This is a genomic window from Sphingobacterium olei (assembly GCF_005048855.1).
GTDB lineage: Bacteria > Bacteroidota > Bacteroidia > Sphingobacteriales > Sphingobacteriaceae > Sphingobacterium > Sphingobacterium olei.
On record NZ_SUME01000012.1, the window covers coordinates 1 to 25,297 of the forward strand.

At 39.1% G+C, this 25,297-nt stretch carries 19 protein-coding genes and 1 rRNA gene; 14 read left to right on the top strand and 6 right to left on the bottom strand.

Features of this window, described 5'->3' with window-relative positions; all coding sequences use genetic code 11:
* Positions 1 to 81 (top strand): 5S ribosomal RNA (gene rrf / locus FAZ15_RS23195); the annotation flags it as partial.
* 75 nt (positions 82 to 156) lie between these two features.
* On the top strand, positions 157 to 1,131 hold the full coding sequence (locus FAZ15_RS20720; protein WP_136903285.1) for a TIGR01212 family radical SAM protein: 975 nt from the start codon (positions 157 to 159) through the stop codon (positions 1,129 to 1,131).
* A gap of 29 nt (positions 1,132 to 1,160) precedes the next feature.
* Here the strand turns inward: FAZ15_RS20720 and FAZ15_RS20725 are convergent, their stop codons facing one another.
* Both FAZ15_RS20725 and FAZ15_RS20730 read right to left on the bottom strand, forming a co-directional pair.
* Positions 1,161 to 1,628, bottom strand: coding sequence for a pyrophosphohydrolase domain-containing protein (locus FAZ15_RS20725; protein WP_136903286.1), 468 nt, complete (start codon positions 1,626 to 1,628; stop codon positions 1,161 to 1,163).
* Between the two features lie 74 nt (positions 1,629 to 1,702).
* Complete coding sequence (locus tag FAZ15_RS20730; RefSeq protein ID WP_136903287.1) at positions 1,703 to 3,049, bottom strand: pseudouridine synthase; 1,347 nt, start codon at positions 3,047 to 3,049, stop codon at positions 1,703 to 1,705.
* Between the two features lie 237 nt (positions 3,050 to 3,286).
* Here FAZ15_RS20730 and FAZ15_RS20735 point away from each other — a divergent pair, with 237 nt between their 5' ends.
* The 6 genes from FAZ15_RS20735 to FAZ15_RS20765 all read left to right on the top strand — a co-directional run bounded on the left by FAZ15_RS20735 (position 3,287) and on the right by FAZ15_RS20765 (position 10,042).
* Complete coding sequence (locus FAZ15_RS20735; protein WP_136903288.1) at positions 3,287 to 4,063, top strand: lytic transglycosylase domain-containing protein; 777 nt, start codon at positions 3,287 to 3,289, stop codon at positions 4,061 to 4,063.
* 172 nt (positions 4,064 to 4,235) lie between these two features.
* Complete coding sequence (gene ccoN, locus FAZ15_RS20740) at positions 4,236 to 6,377, top strand: cytochrome-c oxidase, cbb3-type subunit I (protein ID WP_136903289.1); 2,142 nt, start codon at positions 4,236 to 4,238, stop codon at positions 6,375 to 6,377.
* Positions 6,378 to 6,598: 221 nt separating this feature from the next.
* On the top strand, positions 6,599 to 7,483 hold the full coding sequence (locus tag FAZ15_RS20750) for a cbb3-type cytochrome c oxidase N-terminal domain-containing protein (protein ID WP_136903291.1): 885 nt from the start codon (positions 6,599 to 6,601) through the stop codon (positions 7,481 to 7,483).
* Positions 7,484 to 7,509: 26 nt separating this feature from the next.
* Positions 7,510 to 8,898, top strand: coding sequence for a cytochrome c oxidase accessory protein CcoG (ccoG, locus tag FAZ15_RS20755; protein WP_136903292.1), 1,389 nt, complete (start codon positions 7,510 to 7,512; stop codon positions 8,896 to 8,898).
* A gap of 31 nt (positions 8,899 to 8,929) precedes the next feature.
* Complete coding sequence (locus tag FAZ15_RS20760) at positions 8,930 to 9,343, top strand: FixH family protein (protein ID WP_238387331.1); 414 nt, start codon at positions 8,930 to 8,932, stop codon at positions 9,341 to 9,343.
* Between the two features lie 6 nt (positions 9,344 to 9,349).
* Positions 9,350 to 10,042 carry a sulfite exporter TauE/SafE family protein gene (locus FAZ15_RS20765; RefSeq protein WP_136903294.1) on the top strand — a complete coding sequence of 231 codons (693 nt, stop codon included), beginning with the start codon at positions 9,350 to 9,352 and terminating at the stop codon, positions 10,040 to 10,042.
* On the opposite strand, the gene FAZ15_RS20770 is transcribed toward FAZ15_RS20765, so the two are convergent.
* A complete protein-coding gene (locus FAZ15_RS20770) occupies positions 10,043 to 11,395 on the bottom strand; it encodes an MATE family efflux transporter (RefSeq protein ID WP_136903295.1) in 1,353 nt (450 codons plus the stop codon).
* Positions 11,396 to 11,583: 188 nt separating this feature from the next.
* Here FAZ15_RS20770 and FAZ15_RS23060 point away from each other — a divergent pair, with 188 nt between their 5' ends.
* From FAZ15_RS23060 to FAZ15_RS20785, 3 genes are all read left to right on the top strand, one after another.
* Positions 11,584 to 12,057, top strand: a complete 474-nt coding sequence (locus FAZ15_RS23060) for a Sec-independent protein translocase subunit TatA/TatB (RefSeq protein WP_394343820.1) — start codon at positions 11,584 to 11,586, stop codon at positions 12,055 to 12,057.
* 83 nt (positions 12,058 to 12,140) lie between these two features.
* Positions 12,141 to 14,372, top strand: a complete 2,232-nt coding sequence (locus tag FAZ15_RS20780) for a Tex family protein (protein ID WP_136903297.1) — start codon at positions 12,141 to 12,143, stop codon at positions 14,370 to 14,372.
* Positions 14,373 to 14,420: 48 nt separating this feature from the next.
* A complete protein-coding gene (locus FAZ15_RS20785) occupies positions 14,421 to 14,708 on the top strand; it encodes a hypothetical protein (protein ID WP_136903298.1) in 288 nt (95 codons plus the stop codon).
* Between the two features lie 34 nt (positions 14,709 to 14,742).
* On the opposite strand, the gene FAZ15_RS20790 is transcribed toward FAZ15_RS20785, so the two are convergent.
* Entirely contained in the window at positions 14,743 to 19,179 is a 4,437-nt protein-coding gene (locus FAZ15_RS20790; protein WP_449448573.1) for a translocation/assembly module TamB domain-containing protein, read from the bottom strand.
* Positions 19,180 to 19,192: 13 nt separating this feature from the next.
* Here FAZ15_RS20790 and tsaD point away from each other — a divergent pair, with 13 nt between their 5' ends.
* Positions 19,193 to 20,194, top strand: a complete 1,002-nt coding sequence (tsaD, locus tag FAZ15_RS20795) for a tRNA (adenosine(37)-N6)-threonylcarbamoyltransferase complex transferase subunit TsaD (RefSeq protein ID WP_136903300.1) — start codon at positions 19,193 to 19,195, stop codon at positions 20,192 to 20,194.
* Between the two features lie 118 nt (positions 20,195 to 20,312).
* A complete protein-coding gene (locus FAZ15_RS20800) occupies positions 20,313 to 21,200 on the top strand; it encodes an energy transducer TonB (protein WP_136903301.1) in 888 nt (295 codons plus the stop codon).
* Between the two features lie 59 nt (positions 21,201 to 21,259).
* On the opposite strand, the gene FAZ15_RS20805 is transcribed toward FAZ15_RS20800, so the two are convergent.
* Together FAZ15_RS20805 and FAZ15_RS20810 are read right to left on the bottom strand one after the other, a co-directional pair.
* The gene (locus tag FAZ15_RS20805; RefSeq protein WP_136903302.1) at positions 21,260 to 22,624 is read right to left on the bottom strand and encodes a carboxypeptidase-like regulatory domain-containing protein; all 1,365 of its coding nucleotides are present in this window, start codon (positions 22,622 to 22,624) and stop codon (positions 21,260 to 21,262) included.
* Positions 22,611 to 23,189 carry an RNA polymerase sigma factor gene (locus FAZ15_RS20810; protein WP_136903303.1) on the bottom strand — a complete coding sequence of 193 codons (579 nt, stop codon included), beginning with the start codon at positions 23,187 to 23,189 and terminating at the stop codon, positions 22,611 to 22,613. The genes FAZ15_RS20805 and FAZ15_RS20810 overlap by 14 nt, the downstream gene beginning before the upstream one ends.
* Positions 23,190 to 23,269: 80 nt before the next feature.
* Between FAZ15_RS20810 and FAZ15_RS20815 the strand changes: the two genes are divergently transcribed.
* The gene (locus tag FAZ15_RS20815) at positions 23,270 to 25,222 is read left to right on the top strand and encodes a vWA domain-containing protein (RefSeq protein ID WP_136903304.1); all 1,953 of its coding nucleotides are present in this window, start codon (positions 23,270 to 23,272) and stop codon (positions 25,220 to 25,222) included.
* Positions 25,223 to 25,297 lie beyond the last annotated feature (75 nt).

Genomic DNA, 25,297 nt, shown 5'->3' on the forward strand with positions numbered 1-25,297 from the left:
TCCCATTCCGAACAGAGAAGTCAAGCCCGCCAGAGCCGATGGTATTGCCGTAACAGGTGGGAGAGTAGGTCGGTGCCTTTTTTTATACAGAGCCCTTGCTGGAAACAGTAAGGGCTCTTTTTTTGTGATAAATATTTATTTACCTTTGTATCTGCAATGGCTACACAATTAGACAATGGTATTAAACCGTATAATCATTACGGTGCATACTTGAGAGAGAAATATAACGGACGAAGGGTTTTTAAGGTTATCGTAGATGGTAATTTTACCTGTCCTAATCGTGATGGTAGCAAAGGATACGGAGGATGCACGTATTGTAATGTAGACTCGTTTACGCCTGATACAGCGCGTAAAATTCCCTCCATAAGAGAACAGGTCGAAAATGGTATAGCACGTGCTAGGAATAGTTATGGTGCGGAAAAGTTTATTATTTACTTTCAGCCTAATACAAATACCTACGCACCTGCACATATGCTCAAAATGCTGTATGATGAAGCATTGAGTATAGATCCGGAAAATACACTAGGACTTTCTGTGGGAACACGTCCAGATTGCCTCGATCTTGAAAAGATCGCACTTTTGGAGAGTTATTGTGATCGATACGATGTAGATTTGGAGATGGGAATGGAATCTATTTATAACGATACGTTAGAAAGAATTAATAGAGGCTGTTCCCATGACGAGTTTACAAACATTATGGGCTTGCTCGAAAATTCACCACTGGAAATTTGTGTACATACGATTTTTGGTTTCCCTTGGGAAACAGAAGAGATGATGCTAAGATATGCGGATGAAATTAATAAGAATACACAAATTAAATTTGTTAAGCTACATCATTTACATATTGTAGAGGGCTCAATTATGGGAGCAAAATATAAAAAAGAACCTTTTAAACTATTTTCTATAGAGGAATATACGTCGTTCTTATCTAAGTTTATCCCCTTGCTAAGACCGGATATAGTTGTTCAACGTATTTTTGGGATTGCCGATAAAGAATTACTCATCGCACCTAATTGGGGACTTCCAAAATCCGGAATTCAAACTTATATTGACAAAGGAATGGAGGCAAGAGGTGTTGTTCAAGGAAGTTTGTTTACTCCTAGACCGATTGCAGCAAACGACAATCTTTAGCAGCAAAAAGGCGACTATTGTCGCCTTCCTTATTTTTTTACAATCGTCGCTAAATCAGCTGGAGAATAGTTGATAGATTTTAAGGTTTTATTATCTCCTTCTCTGAAAACTAAATATAGTCCGTCTACTTCTTTATAGTAGCTGTCTACACCTTTCGTTTTATAATGCGCTTGTGTGGCTTTGGCTTCATGCTCGTCTTTACAGGCCTTACTCATATTGGATCGCTGAACTTCTTCAAATAATGCATTGAATTTATCTTTAAGACCAAATTCCAACACTGCCCCAGATAATACGTATTGAATATCACATAAGGCATCTGCGATTTCTACAATGTCTTTAGCTTTGATTGCTTCTTCTAGTTCTTTAAGTTCTTCTGCAATTAAGGCTACACGTAGATTACAGCGTGCTTCTGAAGGTATTGTCGGTGTATCTAATATGGGATGATGAAATGTCTTATGAAACTCGGCTACGGAGGTAAGTGTTTTTGGATCTGTCATACTGTTTAATTTTTGCTAAAATACGAAAAGTCATTACAACAAAAAAGGTGCATTTTCAAATGCACCCCGTTTGATTATTTTATCAAATGTTTTAATTGAATTAACTCTCTTTCTTCTAAATATCTCCATCGTCCACGAGGAAGATCTTTCTTCGTCAAGTTCGCGTAAACTACTCGATCGAGTTTTATAACTTCATAGCCCAATGATTCAAAAATACGCCTTACGATACGGTTTTTCCCGGAGTGAATTTGGATGCCGACTTCGCGTTTGCTGGCACCTTGTACATAGCTGATATCATCAGGCTTGATAATACCATCTTCCAATTCTATACCAAATTCAATTTTATTGAAATCTCCTTGGGTTAGGTTTTTGTCTAACTCAATGTTGTATATCTTACTGACATTATTGCGTGGGTGCGAAAGTTTTTCCGCTAGGCTACCATCATTTGTTAAAAGTAATAGGCCAGTGGTATTTCGGTCCAGACGACCGACAGGATAGATGCGCTCCTTAGTTGCTTTAGAAACTAACTGCATGACCGTTTTACGTTCCTGCGGATCATCTGTGGTCGTGATATAATCTTTTGGTTTATTAAGTAATACATAGACCATTTTTTCACGCTTAAGACGTTCGTTATTGTAACGTATTTCGTCTTTTGCCGGATCTACTTTAGTGCCTAATTCTGTGACAACTTCGCCGTTTACGGAGATGACCCCCGCCTCAATTAGTTCATCGGCTTTGCGTCGTGAACAAATTCCCGAATTTGAGATATATCTATTTAGACGGATCGTACCGTCGTCTTCATTTGTGCGTGATGCGGGTCTTTGAGCAGGAGAAAATTTTCGTTTTCCCGGAATTTTATACCTGTTCTCTTTTTCTTCTGAATTATCGAAATCCTTTGATTCACCTTTAGCGTCGACTCTCTTCTCATAAGGACGTTCAGAAAATTTTCTGCCTGAAGGAGATGTTCTTCCCTCACTTCTTGAAGAAGGTCCAAAGCTTCTCGGTTTTCCGCCTTTATCATCGAATTTCTTTTCGAAAGGTTTTCCCGATGCTTTAAAACCCTTCGGTTTATTTTCTCTGTCGTCAAATTTCTTTTCAAAAGGTCTTCCAGTCCCTTTTCTAGGAGCGAATCCTTTGTCATCTGTCTTTGAAAACGATTTGAAATTACGTGGTTTATCTTCACTGTGCTCAAAACCTTTCTCTCCTTTATCATCAAATTTCTTTGTGAATGGTTTTCCAGATCTTTTAGCATGGGAGAAAGCGCTTTTATCATCGCTTCCAGAAGAAAATTTACTGTACGAATCACCTTTGGTGTTGGTACTTCTTTTGCCTTGACTACCCTTTGATTTGAAACTTTCTGAGTTGTTTCGTTGTTTTTTGGAGTTGTCATCGCGACTGTTCCTTTGATTTTTGAAAGGCATATTTTTATTAAAATTGAACTACAAAGTTACTCAAATTATTGATAAATTTTTTAATTTTTTTTTGTTTGGATTTTAGCTTCGATAATACCGTTAAGGGGATTTTAAGACGTGGTAAAAACAGGTAAAGTTGTAAGTATTTGTTTTTTAACTAAATAGTACATATCTTTGGCAATTCAAATTTGGACCAAGCTATTTCTTGATCGATTTATCGTGGATAGAGTAGCAGTAAGGGAGTGAATGATCAGAAAGAAAGTATTATGTAGTAGTGTGATTTTGTCGGCAATGTTGTTGTCGAAATTATACTCAAACCCACAGACGGAATCTATAGAAGATCCATACAAGCAAAAATTAATTGCTTATGCGGTGAGCAAAGTCAAAGAAAAGGAAAGCTCACCGGAAAAACAGTTAGAGGCTTACTATAAAACCATAACATTCGCAGATGAATGTCCCCCAATGGAAGACAGCTTTGTTAAACGCAAACTTGGTAAGTACCTTTCAAACTTCTCCTTCAAAAAGCAGCAATCTCATTATTTGCACGAAAAAGCAGCTCAACACTTACCAAGCGTCTCAACGATTTTAATGTCATATGGTATTCCAGAGGATTTTAAATACATCCCCTTGGTAGAGAGTGGTATGGACGCAGGTGTCAGATCGCATAAAGGCGCAGGTGGCTATTGGCAATTTATGCCTCAGACAGCGAGACTGTTTGGATTGAAAGTGAATTCGAAAGTCGATGAACGATTAGATCTGGTTAAATCTACCCACGCTGCAGCACGTTATCTACAGTACCTGTACAGTGAATTTGGTGATTGGACATTGGTGGCAGCCGCTTACAATGTCGGCGGAGGAAGCTTAAAATCTTCGTTGCGTCGTCAGGGAGTTGATAACTACTACGCATTACGTCTTAACTCGGAAACAGCAGCATATGTATATAAATTAATTTCCGTTAAAGAAGTTATCGAAAATCCGGAGAAGTATGGTTACGATGAAAATCTTCATATTTCGAAAGGATAAATTTAAAAATAATTGAATCCCAAAAAGGCTTGGAAGCATATTCTAAGCCTTTTTTTATTGCCGATCTAGATTTTTCGAAACTGTGATGATGGTCATATTTTTAAAGGCTGTACGTCATTAGAATGTCATGTAATTGTCTCTACTTTTACTCTCGAAATAAAAATGACGAGTAATGCAGTTAGAGCAATTTAATTATGACAACAAAATTGTCCGCGACTTTGGAATCGCAACAATTATCTGGGGTATTATAGGTATGTCAGTTGGTTTACTGATCGCATGCCAATTGATATGGCCGGAATTGAACTTCCTTAATCAATATACGACTTTTGGTAGAGTTCGCCCGGTTCATACGAATGCGGTGATTTTTGCTTTCGTGGGTAACGCTATTTTTATGGGAGTATATTACTCCATGCAACGTGTATTGAAAGCAAGAATGTTTAGTGATGTATTGGGGAAAATACATTTTTGGGGATGGCAGTTGGTAATTGTAGCATCGGCTATTACATTACCGCTTGGCTTGACTACATCGCATGAATACGCTGAGATGGAATGGCCTATTGATTTAGCCATTACCGTTGTGTGGGTAGTGTTTGGGATCAATATGTTCGGTACGATTATCAAGCGTAGGGAGCGACATATGTATGTAGCGGTGTGGTTTTACATTGCGACCTTCGTTACTGTAGCGGTATTGCATATCGTAAACTCCATACAATTACCTGTAGGAATGTGGAAGAGTTTTTATGTATATGCTGGTGTTCAGGATGCTTTGGTGCAATGGTGGTACGGTCACAACGCCGTTGCTTTTTTCTTAACAACTCCATTTTTGGGAATGATGTATTATTTCCTTCCTAAAATGGCAAATAGACCGGTTTACTCCTACAAGCTGAGTATTCTTCACTTCTGGTCTTTAATTTTTATTTATATCTGGGCTGGTCCCCACCATTTATTATACACGTCATTGCCCGGGTGGGTACAATCTTTGGGCGTTGTATTTTCAATCATGCTTATCGCACCATCTTGGGGCGGAATGATCAATGGGCTTTTGACATTACGTGGTGCGTGGGATAAAGTGCGTACGGAACCTACTTTAAAATTTATGGTGGTGGCGCTGACCAGTTATGGTATGGCTACATTCGAAGGGCCAATGTTGTCGTTAAAGCAAGTTAACGCGATTGCGCACTTTACCGATTGGATCGTAGCCCATGTTCATATTGGCGCATTAGGATGGAATGGTTTTATGACATTTGCTATTCTGTATTGGTTGCTCCCCCGTATTTATAAAACACAACTGTATTCTAAAAAGCTTGCTAATGTCCACTTTTGGATAGGTACATTGGGTATTTTATTCTACGCCATCCCAATGTATTGGGCAGCGGTAGTACAAGGTCTGATGTGGAAAGAATTTACGCCTGAAGGTGTCTTAAAATATCCGAACTTTTTGGCGACGACTTTGGAAATTCTTCCAATGCATATGATGCGTGCATTAGGTGGAGCATTGTACTTAACCGGTGTGATCATCATGACGTACAATTTAGTGAAAACGATAAAGTCGGGTAAATTGGTCGCGAATGAAGCGGCAGAAGCACCCTCTTTAGCACCTTTAGTGGTTAATGAACGTTCGCAGCACCGTAGATTAGAACGTAAGCCTGTATTATTTATGGTATTAGCATTAATCGCTATACTCATAGGTGGTATTGTAGAGATGATACCAACATTTACGATACAAAGTAATATTCCGACGATCAGTAGTGTCAAACCCTACACGGCACTTGAATTACAAGGGAGGGATTTGTATATACGCGAAGGCTGTGTGAATTGTCATACACAGACTATAAGGCCTTTCCGTTCGGAAACGGCACGATATGGGGAATATAGTAAAGCGGGTGAGTTTGTTTACGATATGCCTTTTTTGTGGGGATCGAAACGGACGGGGCCAGATTTACATCGCATAGGAGGTAAATATCCAAACAAATGGCATTTTGACCATATGCTGGATCCGACGATCACTTCTCCGGGAAGTATTATGCCTTCATATCCTTGGCTCATCGAACAAAAATCGGATAACAGTACCTTAAAAGCTAAAATGAATGCTATGCGTATCCTTGGTGTTCCTTATTCGAATGAGGAGGTGGATAAAGCCGTGATCGCTGCAGAACAGCAGGCCGAGCGTATTGTAAAAGATTTAGCGACTAATCAGGTAAGCGTAAAATCTGACCGGGAGATTATTGCGCTGATTGCTTACTTACAACGGTTGGGGACGGATATTAAAGCTGAGCCAAAAAAAGACGAACCTACAAATGTGGGACAAGAATAAGACTTAACTATAATTTAAAGGAAAATGTTTAAACAGATAACAAATTTAAATGGTGATGAAATGTATTTGATCACATCACTTTGGATCTTCATCGTCTTTTTTGTCCTGGTTGGGCTTATGTTATTCTTTATGGGTAAAGATCATATAAAGTATATGAAACAAATTCCATTTGATGAATCTGAAAAAGAAATTGACCGTTCAGCAAAATAGAAACTAAGATTATGAATTTATTTTTAATAGCAGCGGATACGACAGCCCATGTCTCGGAATGGACATTTGGATCTGGGAATATGTATAATGACATTCTAATAGTAGCATTGATTATAGTAATGATTGTACTATTGGTATCTGCGATAGTAGTACAAAAGGCAATGCGTTCTATTTTAAAGGTGACGATGCCGGAATTGATCAAACAGGAAGAAGAAGTTAAAAAAAGCACTAGACTAAAATCTAAACAAAACAGAATAGCGAGATGGAACAACATATTGGGGCTAAGACCTCTTGAAGAAGAAAAGGATATCGAGATAGACCATGAATATGATGGTATCAAAGAGCTGGATAATCCAATCCCAATTTGGTTTAACGCGCTGTTTTATTCTACTGTTTGTTTCGGTGTTGTATATTTATTGATTTATCATGTATTTGGTTGGGGGATGTTGCAAGACCAAGAATACAATCACGAAGTCGCTGTGGCTGAAAAGCAAAAGCAGGAGTACTTAGCACAGGCTGCTAATTTGGTAGACGAAAGTAACGTGTTGGCGGATCCTGCTCTAGCAACAGCTGGAAAATCCATTTTCATGGCCAACTGTGCGGCATGTCACGGAAATAACGGTGAAGGTACGATTGGGCCAAATTTGACAGATAGAAACTGGCTTCATGGCGGAGAAATAAAAGATATTTTCAAAACGGTTAAATATGGTGTACCCGAAAAAGGCATGGTTCCTTGGGAACAAACGCTGACATCGGGACAAATTGCTGAAGTTAGTAATTACATCTTAACGCTTAGAGATACAAAGCCTGCCAATCCAAAAGCACCGGAGGGAATTGAAGTTATTTACGAACTAGCGGGAGTGGAGAGCATTCCGGATTCTACAGTAGTTAAATAAATAATAATAGCCGAAGTGAGGTGACAATGGGAACAGCAGCAAAGGAATTACAAGCTCAGCAATCTAAATCAAAGCGACAATGGATATATGTAAAAAAGCTTTCTGGGAAGCTTTACAACTATAGACAAGGCGTAGGATATAGTTTGCTGCTGTTCCTTTTTGTGGCTCCTTTTGTAAGAGTTGACGGAAACCCCTTTTTAATGTTCAATATCATTGAGCGAAAGTTTTCTATTTTTGGAAATATTTTCTATCCTCAGGATTTACATATATTCGTTTTTGGCAGTTTGATTATTCTCGTCTCTATTGTTCTTTTTACAGTGGTGTACGGCAGGGTGTGGTGCGGGTGGGTTTGTCCACAAACAATTTTCATGGAGCTTGTATTCCGCAGGATTGAATATTGGATTGAAGGAGATTGGCAACGACAAAAAAAAGTAAATGAAGGTGCCAGTACGGATTTACGTGCTTGGAAAAAAATGCTGAAGCAAACCATATTTTTGGCGATATCTTTTTTCATTTCCAATATTTTCTTGGCCTATATCATCGGTACGGATGCCCTATTTCAAATAATGAACGACCCAGTGGATCAACATGTAGGCGGTTTTGTGTCGATTATTATCTTTACGCTCTTATTTTATGTTGTATTCGCTTACGTCCGGGAAATAGTATGTACAACAATCTGTCCTTACGGAAGATTACAGGGGGTATTATTAGACGATAGGAGCCTTACTGTTGCTTACGACGAAAAACGTGGTGAGCCTAGAGGAAGATTACGCACGGAAGAAGACTTAGACGAACAGAAAGGCGACTGTATAGATTGTAAATTATGCGTTCATGTTTGTCCGACAGGGATTGATATACGGAACGGTATACAATTGGAGTGTGTGAATTGTACAGCTTGTATTGATGCATGCGATACGGTCATGGAAAAAATAAATAAACCGAAACGGCTTATCGGTTTCTATTCGATGGCAGAGGTAGAGGACAAGGCTAATTTTAAAAAAAACAACACCCGCTCTCTATTTTATACCGTTATTTTAGCCTTACTTATGGGGATATTCGGATATATGATATTTAGCCGTGCTATTATTGGCACCTCCCTGCTTCGTGCGACAGGCAGCACCTACCAAACGCGTCCGGATGGTACTATCAGCAACTTGTATACGTTGGAACTCATGAATAAAAGTGGTAAGGAGATCACCTTCGAGCTGGTGCCCGAAAATCCGGAATTGCAGCTGCAATTGGTTAATAAAATAGAAAGATTGCAAAAGGATGGAATGGCTAAGATGAGTTTCTTTTTGATTGGCAGAAGAGAGCATATCTCAAAATATAAAACGAATGTTAACGTAAATGTAATTTCCGAAGGGAAGGTAGTTGAGAAGATGAAAACAACTTTTATAGCACCTCCCGGAACTTAGATTATAATATATAATACATATGAATTGGGGAATGAAAATTGTTTTGGGCTTAGCGACATTTATGTTATTTATAATCGCGGCTGGGGTCTATATGGTAAGCCAGGATACAGATACCTTGGTAGAGGAAGATTACTATGAAAAAAGTCTAAACTACGATCAGGTTTACGATCGTAAACAAAATTTATTAGACGATAGGGCAGCACCTACTATTCAACTGAATAGTGATACACTGGTTATTATATTCACGCAGGATAGTAATAGGGGGACCCTGCGTTTTCAAAGAAATTCAGATGGCTCTTTGGATAAAAAGATCCCGTTTTATACCACGAATAATATTTTTAAGTTACCCACTGCTTCTTTTGAAAAAGGAAATTGGAACCTGGAGATTTCTTGGGATGCGAATGGAAAGGGATATATCGCCGATCAGTCGCTTAATATTCAGTAACGCATAATGACGTATCACTACCTTGCTTTTTTTATGGGCCTATTTGGTAGCATACACTGCGTGGTGATGTGCGGGCCACTTCTTGTTGCTATACAAGGCAACCAGCGCATCTCATGGAGACAAACGTTCAATAAACTGTTGCATCAAACAGGGCGGATTTTAACTTACGGCTGCATTGGATTACTAGTGGGGCTATTTGGTAGTCTTGCGGCTTTACAGGGATGGCAAGAGGGATTTTCTGTTATTACAGGAGCTATCCTAATTGTAATTGGATTATTTTATTTCGTAGGCAAAAAGTCTATAAAGTTGGCTCGGTTACAAACCAGAGCAATACAGCCTCTTGCTCGTGTAATGGGCAAATGGCTATATAAGCCAGGAGGAGCTTTTATAGCGGGCATACTCAATGGTATTTTGCCCTGTGGTATGGTATATATGGCACTGGCTTCGGCAATGAATGCCGATCAAGTAATGAATAGCTTTTGGTTCATGGTCTTGTTCGGGCTAGGAACATTACCGCTGATGTTTACATTTTCTTTTGCAACCTCTTTACCCAAAAGTATTTTTAAGATGAAATTCGTCAGAATTATTCCGTTTCTCTATTTATTGATGGGTATGTGGTTTCTGTTGCGTGGGGCTAACCTCGATATTCCTTATCTCAGTCCACTAATTCACATCGAGGGCGCTCTTAATTGTATGTAGCTAGACCAGTTTTCGTTGGATGATATGCCTGTATCTGAGGTATAATAGCAAAGATGAAGTCAATAGCCCGAGTGTCAACCCGTACCATACTCCTTGGACTCCCCAGCCCAGGTTAATGCCCATAAAATAGCCGGTCGGTAATCCGATAATCCAATAGGCGATAAACGTAAACAGCGTTGGTATATTTACATCTCCCATACCGCGTAGGATTCCTAAACCCACCACCTGCGTTCCGTCAAATAACTGAAATAGTCCTGCAATAATTAATAATTGAGCTGAAAGCTGAATCACGGCCGTATCCGTAGTGATGAGATGTGGTAAGTATTGGTTGAACACAGCGAATAATACGGCCGTAAAAACCATAAAGATCAAAACCAGATGATACGATACACTTGCGAATTTCTGTAACCTATAATACTTGTTGTTCCCGAAACTGTTGCCCGTTTTGATTGTAGCGGCGGCAGCGATGCCACTGGCCATCATATAAGTCATTGCTGCTAACGTGATTGCTACCTGATGGGATGCTTGTTCTAATGCGCCAATCTGGCCTGCAATTACCGATGCTCCTGCAAAGGCACCAATTTCGAATACATATTGCATAGCTACGGGGGCTCCGATACGCAATATGTTTTTTATTCTTTGCCATTGTACAAAGAACAGGTTAAATTTTATCAGATATGATTTAAAAGGTTTGGCACGCAACACATACGTCATCATGACTATCATCATCAGTACCCGGTCAATTAATGTGGCCAATCCTACGCCCCGAATTCCCATCGGTTCAAAACCAAACATCCCTTTTACCAATACAATAGCAATTACTACATTTAACACATTTCCCCAAATGGTGATATTCATCGCTTGTTTCGTAAACCCTAGTCCCTCCGCAAATTGTTTGAAGGTATTGAATACCATTAGTGGCCAAATGGATAAACTTAATAAAAATAAATAGGGCTTGGCCTCTCTTACGACCTGCGGATCTTGATCGGCATAATCCATAGCGACCATAGAGCCAAAGTATACGAAACAGAATAAAATTATACCGGTGAAAAAGTTTATCCAAAAGCTGTTGGAAAGTAGTTTAGCACATTCTTCTTTGTTTGTTTTGCCATTTTCTTGTGCGATTAGAGGGGTGAGGCCATAAGCAATGCCTATCCCTATCACGAGTACGACCATAAAAAAGGAATGAGATAGAGAAACAGCTGCTAAAGGAATACATCCGGCAAAGTGTCCTACGATCATGGTATCTGCAGTTTGCACCAATGTATGCCCCAATTGTGATATCACTACGGGCCCCGCCAAAGCGATAGTACTTAGATAATAATTTTTATTTGCCTTAAAACTTGATAACATCGTTCGTAAATTAGCCTGCAAAGCTACAAAAGATATACTTACAAATTAGGACAGCCATTAATAAGTTTTTGTGTCTAAATATTTACAGTAAAGTATTGGGTAAAATAAATAATACGCTTACCTTAGCCTTATTAAATTGTAATTAAAGTATGACGACGTTAGCATTTTTAAATATTGGGACCCAGGAGATGATGTTAATAGTAATTGTTATTTTACTATTATTTGGAGGAAAGAAATTACCGGAATTGGCGCGTGGACTAGGAAAAGGAATCCGCGAATTTAAAGATGCTTCTGAGGGGATTAAAAGAGAGATTTCAGATCAGATTAATAACTTTGAAAAGGATTTAGATGTGACGGTAGAGGATAAAAAGGTTACTCCACAAAAAACGGAAGACACTGAAACTTCTGCTGAAGAAAATGAAAATTCGGACTTAATAGACGAACAGGAATCGGCTGTTGCTGAAAAGAAATTTCCAGAATTCACTACGCCAGAAAATACCTATCAACACGATCCTGGAGCTCATCCGGTAGACGAATCGGAATATTATAAATACGGTTATAACGATAATTTTGCCAATCAAAATACAGCGGAAGATAATGAAGATACAACAAATGCTGTAGATCATGAGGAATCAAAAGATGACTCGATAAAAAACGCTTAAAAAACGAATTAAAATATATGTTAAAGCTGTTGATGTATAACCGTCAACGGCTTTATTTTTCAATAGGAACCTACTAAATTTTTATGTTACACGAAATTATTATTTCGAAAGAATTGGCACTTACTTCCAAACAGGTAAGTACTACAATTGGATTATTGGATGAAGGAGCTACAATACCATTTATTTCTCGGTATCGTAAAGAACTTACAGGGAGTTTAGATGAGGTTCAGATCACGTCTATCCGTGATCGCATGCAGCAATTACGCGATTTGGATAAGCGTAAAGACGCAGTTTTGAAATCTATAGCAGATCAGGGAAAACTTACGTCTGAATTAGAGGCACAGGTTAAATCTGCGGAAACGATGTCTGCATTAGAAGATATTTATCTTCCGTATAAACCCAAACGCAAAACTCGGGCATCCGCAGCACGTGAAAAAGGGTTACAACCTCTAGCGGATTTTCTTCTAGCACAAAATTTAATGGAAATTAACGATCAGGCTAAAAACTTTATCGATGTAGAGAAAGGCGTTTCTTCAGTCGAAGATGCATTGGCAGGGTCAAGGGATATTATCGCCGAAACCATAGCTGAAGATGCAGAGGTACGTGCGCGCACGCGTAGGGTATTTTTAGAAAAAGGTACTTTTGTTTCGCGTGTAGTACCGGGGAAAGAAGAATCTGCTTTGAAATATAAAGATTATTATGAGTGGTCGGAGTCGCTCAAAGATGCTCCCTCACATCGTGTATTGGCCATGCGTCGCGGAGAGAAAGAAGAGTTTTTATACTTAGATATAGAGGTGTCGGAAGAATCGATACTGCCATTAATCGATTCCATATATATACATGGGACTAATGAAGCTGCGAAGCAGGTACGGTTGGCGATAATAGACGGGTACAAGCGTCTGTTAAAACCCTCGATGGAAACTGAAATTCGTGTGCTGACACGTCAAAAGGCCGATGAGGAAGCGATAAAAGTTTTTGCGGATAATGTAAGACAACTGCTATTGGCAGCTCCACTTGGACAAAGAAGGTTACTGGCTATCGATCCTGGATTTCGCACGGGCTGTAAAACTGTTGTGCTGGATGCACAAGGTAATCTGTTGGAAAATACGGCTATCTTTCCGCATACCGGTGCTGGGGGAGCAGTGGAGGCGGAGAAGACGGTTAAACATCTGGTCTCGAAGTATGATATTGAAGCTATAGCTATCGGTAATGGAACGGCGGGGCGTGAAACGGAAGATTTTGTTCGCAAACTGGACTTGCAAAATGTAACGCTTGTAATGGTCAATGAATCGGGAGCCTCAATCTATTCTGCCTCGGAGACTGCGCGTGAAGAGTTTCCCGATTATGACATTACAGTACGTGGTGCGGTTTCTATTGGTCGCAGATTGATGGACCCATTGGCCGAATTGGTGAAAATTGACCCCAAATCTATAGGAGTAGGACAGTATCAGCATGACGTCGATCAGAATAAACTACAAACGGCCTTGGATGATACGGTCATGTCTTGTGTGAATGCTGTGGGCGTGGAATTAAATACTGCTTCAAAGCAAATATTGTCTTATATTTCTGGCTTAGGACCTGCTTTGGCTCAACAAATTGTTAACTACCGTAAGGAAAATGGTCCATTTAGCTCCCGAAGGGAACTGAAGAAGGTTCCTCGATTGGGTGATAAAGCTTTCGAACAGGCTGCTGGCTTTTTACGGATACGGAATGCCAGTCATCCGCTCGATGCATCTGCGGTTCATCCAGAACGATATGGGCTGGTAGAGCAGATGGCGAAAGACCTGGGTGTTGAAGTAAGCGATTTGATTAAGGATGAGAAGGTGAGAAAGCAGATTAATCTGAAAGCATACATAACAGATGAAGTAGGACTGCCCACGTTAAATGATATATTAATGGAATTGGCGAAGCCTGGATTAGATCCGAGAGAGCAATTTGAAGCATTTTCTTTTACAGAGGGTGTGAACAGTATTGCCGACTTACGTACAGGTATGAAGTTGCCTGGTATCGTTACGAATATTACTAATTTTGGTGCTTTTGTCGATATCGGTGTGCATCAGGATGGTTTGGTGCATTTAAGTCAATTGTCCAATCGCTTCGTCTCCAATCCGCATGAAATCGTCAAGGTGCAGCAACATGTTATGGTCACCGTGACCGAGGTGGATGCGAAACGTAATCGCATAGGTCTTTCCATGAAAACAACCGAAAAGGTTTTGCCTCGAAAAAAGAATGAAAATCCTCGTGGAAATTCAGGTAAAACCCAAGAGATAGATATGGGAGCAAAGCTAGCAGCACTTGCTAGTAAGTTTAAATAGCAAAAAAGGTCGATTCAAAAAATCGATCTTTTTTGCTATCTTTATTTTATGACTTTAGAAGAATTCAAGGAAACACTTATACGTTCATTACCACCTGAAAATACTTCCGTACATATTAAAGCGCTTTGGTATGATGCCAAAGGAGACTGGAGGTTGGCCCATGATCTAATCGACCATTTAAAGGACCCAACTTCAGCACATGTGCACGCTTATTTACACCGTGTAGAAGGAGACCTGTGGAATGCAAGCTATTGGTATAAAAGAGCTAGTCAATCCGAATTCAAAGGGACACTTGTAGAGGAGTGGGAACACTTGTTTTATCTTTTAATCAAGTAGACCGTCACAGCACAATCTGACAGAAAGTAAGAGCTTACGGATTGTCTTTCTTTTCGATGTAAGGGGGAACACTTTCTTTTGGCTTATCTTCTTTTTTGTCGCCCCAATACCAAAGTTTACGCCAAAATTCCTGAATGGAATTAAATTCCTGCCTATACACCAGACCCAATGCGCTGATGTATTCAGCATCATTGGCACGGATTAAGAAATTGCGGGTATACGGACGGTTGTATGCTCTAAGCAAAAGATTTCCGTCTTTACGTAGTCGGTATGTGAGCTCGGCATCGGTAGTGACCCCCTCGCTAAAAAATGTAAGGTCTGTGGCTTGGTAATTACGGCGGTCGGTAATCCCCCCAGTCAAAACAAGCCGGTCATTTAATAAACGAACTGATGCGGAGGCGTCATTTAACGAACGGATATTAAGATCGAAAAAATTGACGTTTAATGATTGGGAAATGATGTTATTGAGTTGATTAAATGCGATTTCAGTCCCCGCTGATAATAGCGTGTTATTTACTTCTCGTCCAACGTCATTGGTCGAACTCGGTGTGAAACTTCGACGTACGATTAAGCTCAGAGCCTGCTGGTTGATATTATTTACATCGCTTAAATAACTCTGCAATTGATCTTTAATGTAAGGGTTTTGCGGAAAATTCAAATCAAAAGTAATATCAGGTTGCTGTAATGTCCCTTTGATAATCATGTCGGCTTGTGCAAGCACGCGTTCATCTTCCCCAGAACGCCCTGCGGCGTTGTACAATGGGACGACAGTGGTTCGCTGTTGATATATAGCATTCAGGTTGATGACGGCCTCCCTAGGATTCCCTGTCCAGCGAACAGTTCCACCTTCTTTAATATCAAAGTATTTATTGATGAAATCTTGCGCTGTAAAATGAAATTTTCCCGAACTGACTACGTAGTCACCAAACATTTCAAAATCTCCTAAGCTGGAAATCCGTAAAGTAACTTCGCCCGTGCCCCTTCCCTTCAGTGACCCTAGGTCTGTTTGCAGGTTAAGTTCTGCTTCGGGGGTAAGTTCTAAATCCATATTCATCGTCAGACCCGTAAATAAGTTTTTGGTTCCTTTCTTATTATTTTCAGTGGTGTCGGGACCTATGAAATAGATAAAATCACTTTCTGCGATAGTCATAGCGCTATTAAAAGGAATAGTAAGTACCGTATTTGCTTCAGATTTGGCGTCGATATCGATATCGATTGCCGAAGTAAAGCCTTTAAATTTAAATTTTCCCGTGGCGAATGCTGTACCATAATACAAGTTGTTGTCCTTGTAATTGGTATTTAGGATCATAAAATTATCTCCCGCCACATCCACATCAATATAAGGATTGATCAGTTTTGCCAAGTCGATAATTCCGTTGGCCGTTGCGGTATTTCCTTTGGCATCAAAGAGTTTTAAATTTTGAAGCATGACTGCATTATTTTGAACCATTGCGGGTTGATTTTCCACCCGATAATGTGTCTTTAAATAGTTTACAGTAAATTCTGCATTGCTAAAACGTCCAATACCGCTTATTTTAGGATTTCGGAAGGTGCCTATGATGCTTACATTGGCGTTTGCTTTACCTTTTAGATCTGATACAAGATTCTTTAAAAAAGGCTGGAAAATAATCAAATCTGTTTCATTCAGATTTCCTTTAAGATTTAATGGCTCGTCATCATTCGATAGATTGTAATTTCCTTGTACACTTATGCCCCGATTTTGTGTATCTACTAATTTCAGATCGACGTTTGCTAAACCACTTTCTGGGTCAAAGTCAGCGATCAAATTCAGTTGTCCAATTGGAATGTCATTATAGATAATAGGCGTTGTCTGTATATTTGCTGCTACAAAAGGTTGTTTGAAAATAGAATTTATTTCCATTTTTCCATTCATAAAACCCCGTAATTGTATCCCTATGGGATTGGTTAAGCCATTTAAAGATGTTAAACTGAAATTGTCGAAAAGGATGTTCAGCTTGTCATTTTCATTGGAGAGAATGCCATCTAGTTGTACCTGTTGTCTTGCTTGGCTTAATAATAAATTTTTAATGTAGATTTTTCCTTTTGAAACGCGAAGTTGTGCATCATTATTTAAAAACCAATTTTCTCGATTAATCAGAATAGTGGACGGGCTAAATTGAATATAAGCTGGCTTGTTGTACGCGAAATGTATATTGCCATTAAGGTTGAGGTAGTTGGTCGCCTGTTTTTCCGACATCTCAATATTAAAATGTAAGCTGTCATTGGCTAATACATTTTTGATAGTAATGTGATTGATGTAGGCACTATCTGAGAAATTCAATTTGTCGGCGGTCACATTTAATGAAAAAGCATTTTCATCCGCTTTTTCGGCAATCGCTAAATTCGTTACTTTTATTCCCTTATAGGTCAAGGAAGGACTAAATCCGGTGAACTTAGCCGTGTAATTGGTCGTAGAGAATGATGCGTTCAAATGGGCTCCATCGTCTAATGAAAGTGAAGGGTCTAATAAAGCGGCCACGGGTTCAAAAGATTTAATATTCAAGTCTAAATCGAAATTTTGTGGATTGAAGGGTTTAACTTCGATACCTATAGCTGGAGCATATCGCATGGCTAATGATCTGAAATAGGCTCCAATTGTATTGAGATCAATGTTGCCTTGCATTTTAGCGTCTACGACGTCCGAATTTAAGGTCAGCAACCGATCCTGTTGATCGCCTTCTGCACTGAAATGTAATTCATTGATGTTGAAATATCCTCGGGTCGTCGTCATTTGAATACTATCCGCATTTAGACCACCAATAAGATTATTTAACGCATTTCCTGATAAATTTGTTTTCAGATTAGCATGATGTATAATGATGCTATCTTTAGTGACCCAATTTAATTTGTTTAATGCAGCGAAATTAATTTTTCCATCTAACTGGTAAGTAGGATTTTGGGAATTTAGGTCAATATCACTTGCATAAACTAACTGTAGGTTTTCATCTTCTATATTCCCTTCTACTTGCAAAATTTTATCCTTGATATTACCGCGGAGGACTATTAAATCATAATTGTAGTTTTTAATAGTGGTGTTCTGGATATTTCCGTCAATCGCTAATACCAAATCATTTAGTAGTAATCCTGATCCCTCGTAACTGAGATCTAGTCCGGTGTTCTCGATGATCTCTGTATTAATCAATTTTCCTATTTGAAAGTTTTTGGATTGGATATGGCCGCTATAACTGAGTCTATTTTTTATGCTGATCTTACTCGTGGTCTTCAGTTCTCCTAAAGCAGTTTGGAACATTCCATTAACCAAAAAATCATTATAACGTCCATGAAATTTGCCTTGAAAAACTACCGTATTAAAACGGTGTACTTGTTCGGGCAGTTTGAATGTCTTGCTGTTTGCTAGAAGAGGAACCAAATACTCAATATCGTTGGGATGTGTATGTAATTTATCTAAATCAAAATCAAATAGTGTATGCTCGATATAGGGCAGCCCGTTGATCGTAAAGTTACCAATCAGCTCTGTGTTTTTCGATGTCTTTAATTGTACTTCTTCTGCTCGAATATGTGCGACGGTTCCCGATAGGGTAGCCTTTGTGATATCCGTTTGAAAGATTACATTCTTCATGGACGGCGCAAAAAATTCGATATCGCGAGAATCTACATTGGAGTTCGTTAATCGGCTAGTCACATGAACTTTATTGATGAAATCTTGAAAATCGTTTATGCTTTCGTATTCAAAAAGTAAATAGTCCCGTAGTTCAGAATTGTTGGTTACCAGATGAAATTCCTTAAATTCCATTTTTTTGTCCGAATAACTGGCATCAGTGCTTAGCTCTTGGAGGTGTAATCCAGATTTTTCTTTAAACGTTAGATTGGAAATAGTGGAAGCTATACGTAAAGAGTCGAATTTGATATTATCGAATACGCCTGAAAGGTGCGTAATATCCAAATCTGAAAAATCTACACCTCGATTGTGGTGCTTAAAACGATGATTAACCAATCTGATATGATTATTTTCGAGTACGACTTTGTCTAGAGACAATGCGAGTTTCTTTTTTGAAGAAGTTTTTAATTGTTTATCTTTTGGAGAAAAATAGGTGATGACTTTACTGAAGTTGGTACTGTCTTCATAAATTTGAAAATCGACGTAGGCATTTTTTAGCTTTATCTCTTCAATTCTGATCTTCTTGTTAAAGAATTCGCGAAGAACCAAGTACGCATCTAAGCTTTCGACATAAATAATTTGATTGCCTTTATTGTCTAGTAACTCGAATTCCTGTAATTGTATCGCGCTGAAAGGTTTGAAATAAACACGTTGTAAACGAATTTTGCTATCCAGCTGCTCCGACAAATAAGCCGCTACTTTTTTAGAAACGTAGGTTTGTACAGCAGAAAACTGAAGTGAAAATAACGCCAAAATTACCAGTAGAAATATACTAGTAAGTGTAATCAGCGTTATTTTAAGTATTTTTTTGATATTTTTGTAATCTAAAATCTTTTGTCCTCAAATGGCTATCATCCTCGGAATAGAATCTTCATGTGACGAAACTTCAGCTTCTATATGTATAGACGGTGAAATTAAGTCAAATATTATTGCTGGTCAAGCAATTCACTCAAAATATGGTGGCGTCGTGCCTGAGTTGGCTTCTCGCGCACATCAACAAAATATTATTCCCACGGTCGACCAAGCCATTCAGCAGGCCAAAATTACAAAAAAAGATGTAGATGCGGTAGCATTTACCCGAGGTCCGGGTTTGTTGGGCTCGCTTTTAGTTGGTACTTCTTTTGCGAAATCATTTGCGTTAGCCCGTCAGATTCCCTTGATTGAAGTCAATCACATGCAGGCCCATATTTTAGCACATTTTATTGACGATCCGAAACCAAATTTTCCTTTTTTATGCCTCACTGTTTCCGGTGGGCATACACAGATCGTGTTGATCAAAGATTATTTTGATATGGAATTATTAGGACAGACCTTGGATGACGCCGCTGGAGAAGCTTTTGATAAAACAGCTAAGATCTTGACATTGCCGTACCCTGGAGGACCATTGATTGATAAGTACGCTCAATTGGGAGATCCTAACGCCTTTTCTTTGCCAGAACCTCAAATTTCTGGTCTGAATTTTAGCTTTTCAGGGCTAAAAACAGCGATATTATATCTGGTCCAAGCTAAAATGAAAGAGAATCCCCAATTTTTAACGCAACATCTAAATGATGTATGTGCTTCGGTGCAAAGTCGTATTGTTTCTGTTCTTTTGAATAAATTGAAGAAGGCAGCGAAACAAACATGTGTAAAAGACATTGCTATTGCCGGTGGTGTATCTGCCAATTCAGGATTGCGAAGTGCACTGATTGAAATGGGCGAACAGTATAAATGGCGTGTCTTTATTCCGAAGTTTGAATATTGTACGGATAATGCTGCGATGATTGCTATTGCCGGTTATCAGAAATACCTTAAACAGGATTTCGTGGGACAGGATATTACGCCTCTTGCTCGTATGCATGTATAGATCATTCACTTCGTAGATAAAGGCAAACTTATCTAAGTTTCGATAAAATTTTTGTGGAAAGTTATACTCTATTTCATCATAATAGAAAATAGAGTAATAACCTTTAAAACTTTCCTTTATGTTATTTTCCAAATCAGATATTTATGCAAAAGAGTGGATGGATGTCATCTTTGCAGGACGTAATAAAGAATATGGAGCGTATGAGCTTCGTGTTTTAGCTCCTAAAGCAACGAATTGGGCTCTCGGAGTTGTTGTTTTAGTTGTCGTTGGATTAAGTGGTATCGCTTATTCGTTTTCCAACAATAGTAAAATACCCAATAACCTGCCCCAAGAGGATATGGTAACTGTGACAATTGATAATACAGAATTGCCGATAGAAATGGAACCGCCTGTGGTGCCAGATCTCATAGAGCAGGATGCTCCAAAGCAGGTTGCTCAGGATGTGTCGTCTCAGGATCTAATCAAATTCACAGAGATCAATGCCACGGATGCTTCTCGGGTAACGGAAGATATGACGAGCACTGAAGATGTCATGGACAGGAAAAAATTACCTGCTAATATTACAATGGATGGTGTAAAAGGAGGGGAGCTGGTGCCGCGGGGAACATTTGGTAGTACAAAACGTGATGGCGCAGAAAGGGGTAGAGCCGTGGGTAGTCTAACTGGCAGCGATGACGGAGAAGGTAAACCTTTTGTTTCAGTGGAGGTGATGCCCGAGCCTCCCGGTGGGATGAAGGCATTTATAAATTGGGTTGCTCAAAATTATGATTTCCCACAATCTGCGGTAGACAACGGGGCAAAGGGAGTTATTCAGGTGTCGTTCGTGGTGGAAAAAGACGGGAGCTTATCTTCGTTTGAAGTGAAAAGGGATATGGGATTCGGTACAGGGGATGCAGCCGTAAGATTGTTGAAAAAAGCTAAAAAATGGAGTCCCGGCGTTCAGAATGGTCTACCCGTGCGTGTAGCTTACACGTTGCCTATACGTCTCAGCACAATCGATAACTAGCCGATTATTGCGAGTGAATTTATAACTAGGTCCTCAAAATTCAATTTTGAGGACTTATTCTATTTAAACTCCACCGTTAAATACACAGGTTTGCCATTGGTTCCTACTATCCAACTAGGTCCTTGTTTGACAATCTCGATTGCTTTTCTATCCAAATCTAAATTGGCTGACTTGCTAATAAGTATATTCTTCGGTCTTCCATCAGCACCAATGGAAAACGTCAAGGCAACAATACCTTTTCCTAAATTGACTTTTTTAGTTTCCGTACTTATATAAGTTTTAAATTCTTTCCAACCCGATGCCGGTTCACTTTTCAGGGGAGTTTTTCGTGCTGAAGTTATAACTACTTCTTCTAACGTGGAGTCTTCACGATTCAAAAAAATAGTTTGAGAAGAATTATCTGTAAGTACTTTTTCTTTTTCGTATCCAATAGCATTAATTTCTAAGGGCGCGTTTTTTCTACTCGCCAGATACACGAAATTGCCGGCGGAATCTGTGCTGATAATGTTGTTATTCTCTATGTCTTTTATTTGAACATTTTCAATTGGGTTTCCCGATTGCTTGTCAAGTACCTGTCCTAAAATATAGTTGGACTGTGCGTCCAAATTCAGCCTCGATAGTGCCGCTCTATTACTCGAAGAGTTCTTTCCAACATCCGCTACACGTATCCCATCGGCGCGCCCCTGTATTGGCTGGGGAATATTTGCAGCGATGACGTGTTCTATGTTACTATCCAATAAGCCCTCGCCAATTATGATTTCTTCTTTATCAGGACTGTCTTGTATCACGATAAGATTACCTGATTTTGAAGATTTTAACGATGCGACGCTATAAACAGGACTATCTTGAAGGGCTGTTTGACGTGGAAAAGGAACATGGGGAATGCCTTCTTTTTTAGTCGGTGTATAAACTCTTGAGGCGACTTTATTCGGTTGTTTTTCCGTATAATCTAAATTTGTATTTTTTGAGTCCGGTGAATGCGCGATAGCATTTTGGTTGAGAACCTGTTGTTGTTCTGTTTTTTCAGCAGCAGCAGTATCTGCAGATTTATTCATCAATGGAGTCGGCACATTTAGCTCTTCAGGCGACTGTGCTATTCGTGTTTCTTTTGTTGAGAAACCATTATTCCAGATCAAATATCCTCCAAGGCCCAAAACTAATAACAATGAAGCTGCAAGAGATAGGGATTTCCAAGGGAATAGACGTTTGTTATTTGATAAATGGCTCCGTGCAAGAATGTGTTGTCTTAAATCGTTTAAATCTGAGGAGTAATTATGGAGTTGTTCCTGTTCCATTCCCAACAGTATATCCATTAGCATCTCATCCTCTTGGACGGCACGTTCAAGCTCAAACATCTCTCGCGGGCTGAGCTCGCCATTTACATATTTTCTTATGTAATTGATATCTGGATTAATCTTGCTCATGATTCCTTTCCATGCAATTTTTTAAATTCCGCTTACCATTTTGGATATAACTTTTTACGTCATTCATGCTATAGCCTGTTATATCTACCACTTCCCTATAAGATTTTTCGTTGATGAAAAATAGATCTACACTAATCCGTTGTTTCTCTGGTAACTTATCTATACAACGCTCTAATTGAGACAATCGTTCTTCCTTCTCCGTATAATTTTCTTCCTGATGCAGAAAAGCAGCAAATTCCACAAAATTATTTACTGGAATTTCATAATTATTTTTTGTGCTTCGCAATGTCATCAAACAATGATTTTTGCTAACAACGTATAGCCATTTGGCAAATTCTTTGATTTCCTGTTTGTTTACTTTGGTTATAAGTTCTTCAAAAATCTGCATTACAGCATCTTTACTTTGTTCGCTGTCTTTAAAATAGCGCAGGCATACATAATATACCATCTCGGTATGTTGTTGGTATAATTCTCCCAAAAATTTTAAGTCACCGGTGGTGCGATAATTCTCTAAAAGAGAACTGTCGTCTGTAGTTGAGATTTGTGATGAATTGAACAACTTCATAATCAGGGCTCAAAATAATTTTTTTTTCTCATTTATGGAAATTTATGTTTCGCTGCATCCCTTGTCAAAATTTATAAATCATGAAAGCTATAATATCATCTATTCTTTTGATTTTTACCATAGTGGCCGGAAATCATGTTCACGCAAGAACTATAACAGGTAAAATTGTTGATGACGCTAATGTGCCAATTGCCGGAGTGGAAGTGCGTAATACGACTAAAAAGATAAATACCCTATCGGATCAAAGTGGTATTTATAACATTAAAGCGGGGGAGGGTGACGAATTGACATTTAATTGTGTTGGTTATGTTTCCCAATCTATCAAAGTAGGAAAGTCTAACACAATTAATGTTACCCTGTTAGCTCAGGTAAATCAGCTAGATGAAGTTGTTGTTGTCGGATATGGAGCTGCGAAAAGGGAAGCACTGACGGGATCTGCAGTTATTATTCGTGGGCAGGATGCAAAAGATATTCCGGTAACTAATTACAATAATTTATTACAGGGTAAAGTGGCTGGGGTAAATGTTTCCGCTAATCGATCGGGACAGCAGAATATCCTTATCCGCGGTGTGTCACCAATAAGAGAGACACAGCAAAGTGAAAGTTATAGGGGAATAGAGGAAAATAAATTTATTAATCCTTTGAATCAACCGCTTTCAACCTTTGCTGCCGATGTGGATGCCGCTTCTTATGGCAATGTACGTCGGTTTATCAAATCGGGACAGTTGCCTCCGGTGGATGCAGTCCGCATAGAAGAGATGATCAATTACTTTCAATATAGTTTAGACGCACCGGAAAATGGAGATCCTGTTAATATAAAAACAGAGCTAGCTCAGGCTCCTTGGAACGCCAAGCATCAATTGTTGCGTATCTCGCTGAAAGCGAAAAATGTGCCTACTGGAAAGTTGCCCGCTTCAAATTTTGTTTTTCTAGTAGATATTTCGGGATCCATGATGAATGCAAACAAATTGCCTTTGGTGAAATCTTCCCTTAAGTTATTGGTTGACCAGTTACGGGAGGTTGATAAAGTGGCAATTGTGACTTACGCTGGTAACGCTAATGTCGCATTAGAAAGTATTTCTGGGAGTCAAAAAATGAAGATAAAGGATGTTATTGAAGGTCTTCAGGCAGGGGGAAGCACTGCCGGGGGAGATGGTCTAAAAATGGCGTATAAAATGGCGCGTCAAAATTTCATAAAAAATGGAAATAATAGAATAGTGATGGCTACAGATGGTGATTTCAATGTGGGCGCTTCTTCTGACGATGATATGGAAAAGCTAATAAGTAGAGAGCGCGAGAGTGGTGTGCATATTTCAATTTTGGGTTATGGAATGGGCAACTATAAAGATAGTAAATTAGAGCTGTTGGCAAACAAAGGTCACGGAAATTATGCGTACATCGATAATATTACGGAAGCACGAAAAGCGATTATTACAGAATTTGGTGGAACATTATTCACCGTAGCGAAGGATGTCAAGATTCAAGTAGAGTTCAATCCGAACATGGTAAAAGCATATCGTTTGGTCGGATACGAAAACCGTTTAATGGCCGCTGAAGATTTTAACAATGACAATAAATTAGGTGGAGATATGGGCGTCGGACATGCGGTGACGGCTATTTACGAAGTTGTACCTGCAGGTGTGAATAGCGAAATCATTGGATCTGTCGATGATTTGAAATATCAGAAAACGGAGAGGAAAACCACTGCAAATAATTCTTCCGAATTGGCTACCGTAAAATTCCGTTATAAAGAACCCTATGGAGAGAGAAGTAAGCTGAAGCAGCAAATTGTACTTGCAAATGCAGGAAACATATCCGCGATGAGCGAAGATTTCCAATTTGCGACTTCGGTTGCTGAGCTGGGTATGCTCTTACGAAATTCGGATTATAAACAAAATGCTAATTTTGATGGCTTGATTAAGCGGGCTAAATTGGCCAAAGGAAAAGATGATGAAGGATATAGAGCGGAATTCATCCGTATGGCGGAAGATGCCAAAGCTTTGACAAAATCCACTGCATTGGTTAATAATTAAACGATTAAGGAGTTGATAATTTTTATCGGCTCCTTGATTACTTCTGTAACCAGGTTAATAAATTCGCTATTATCG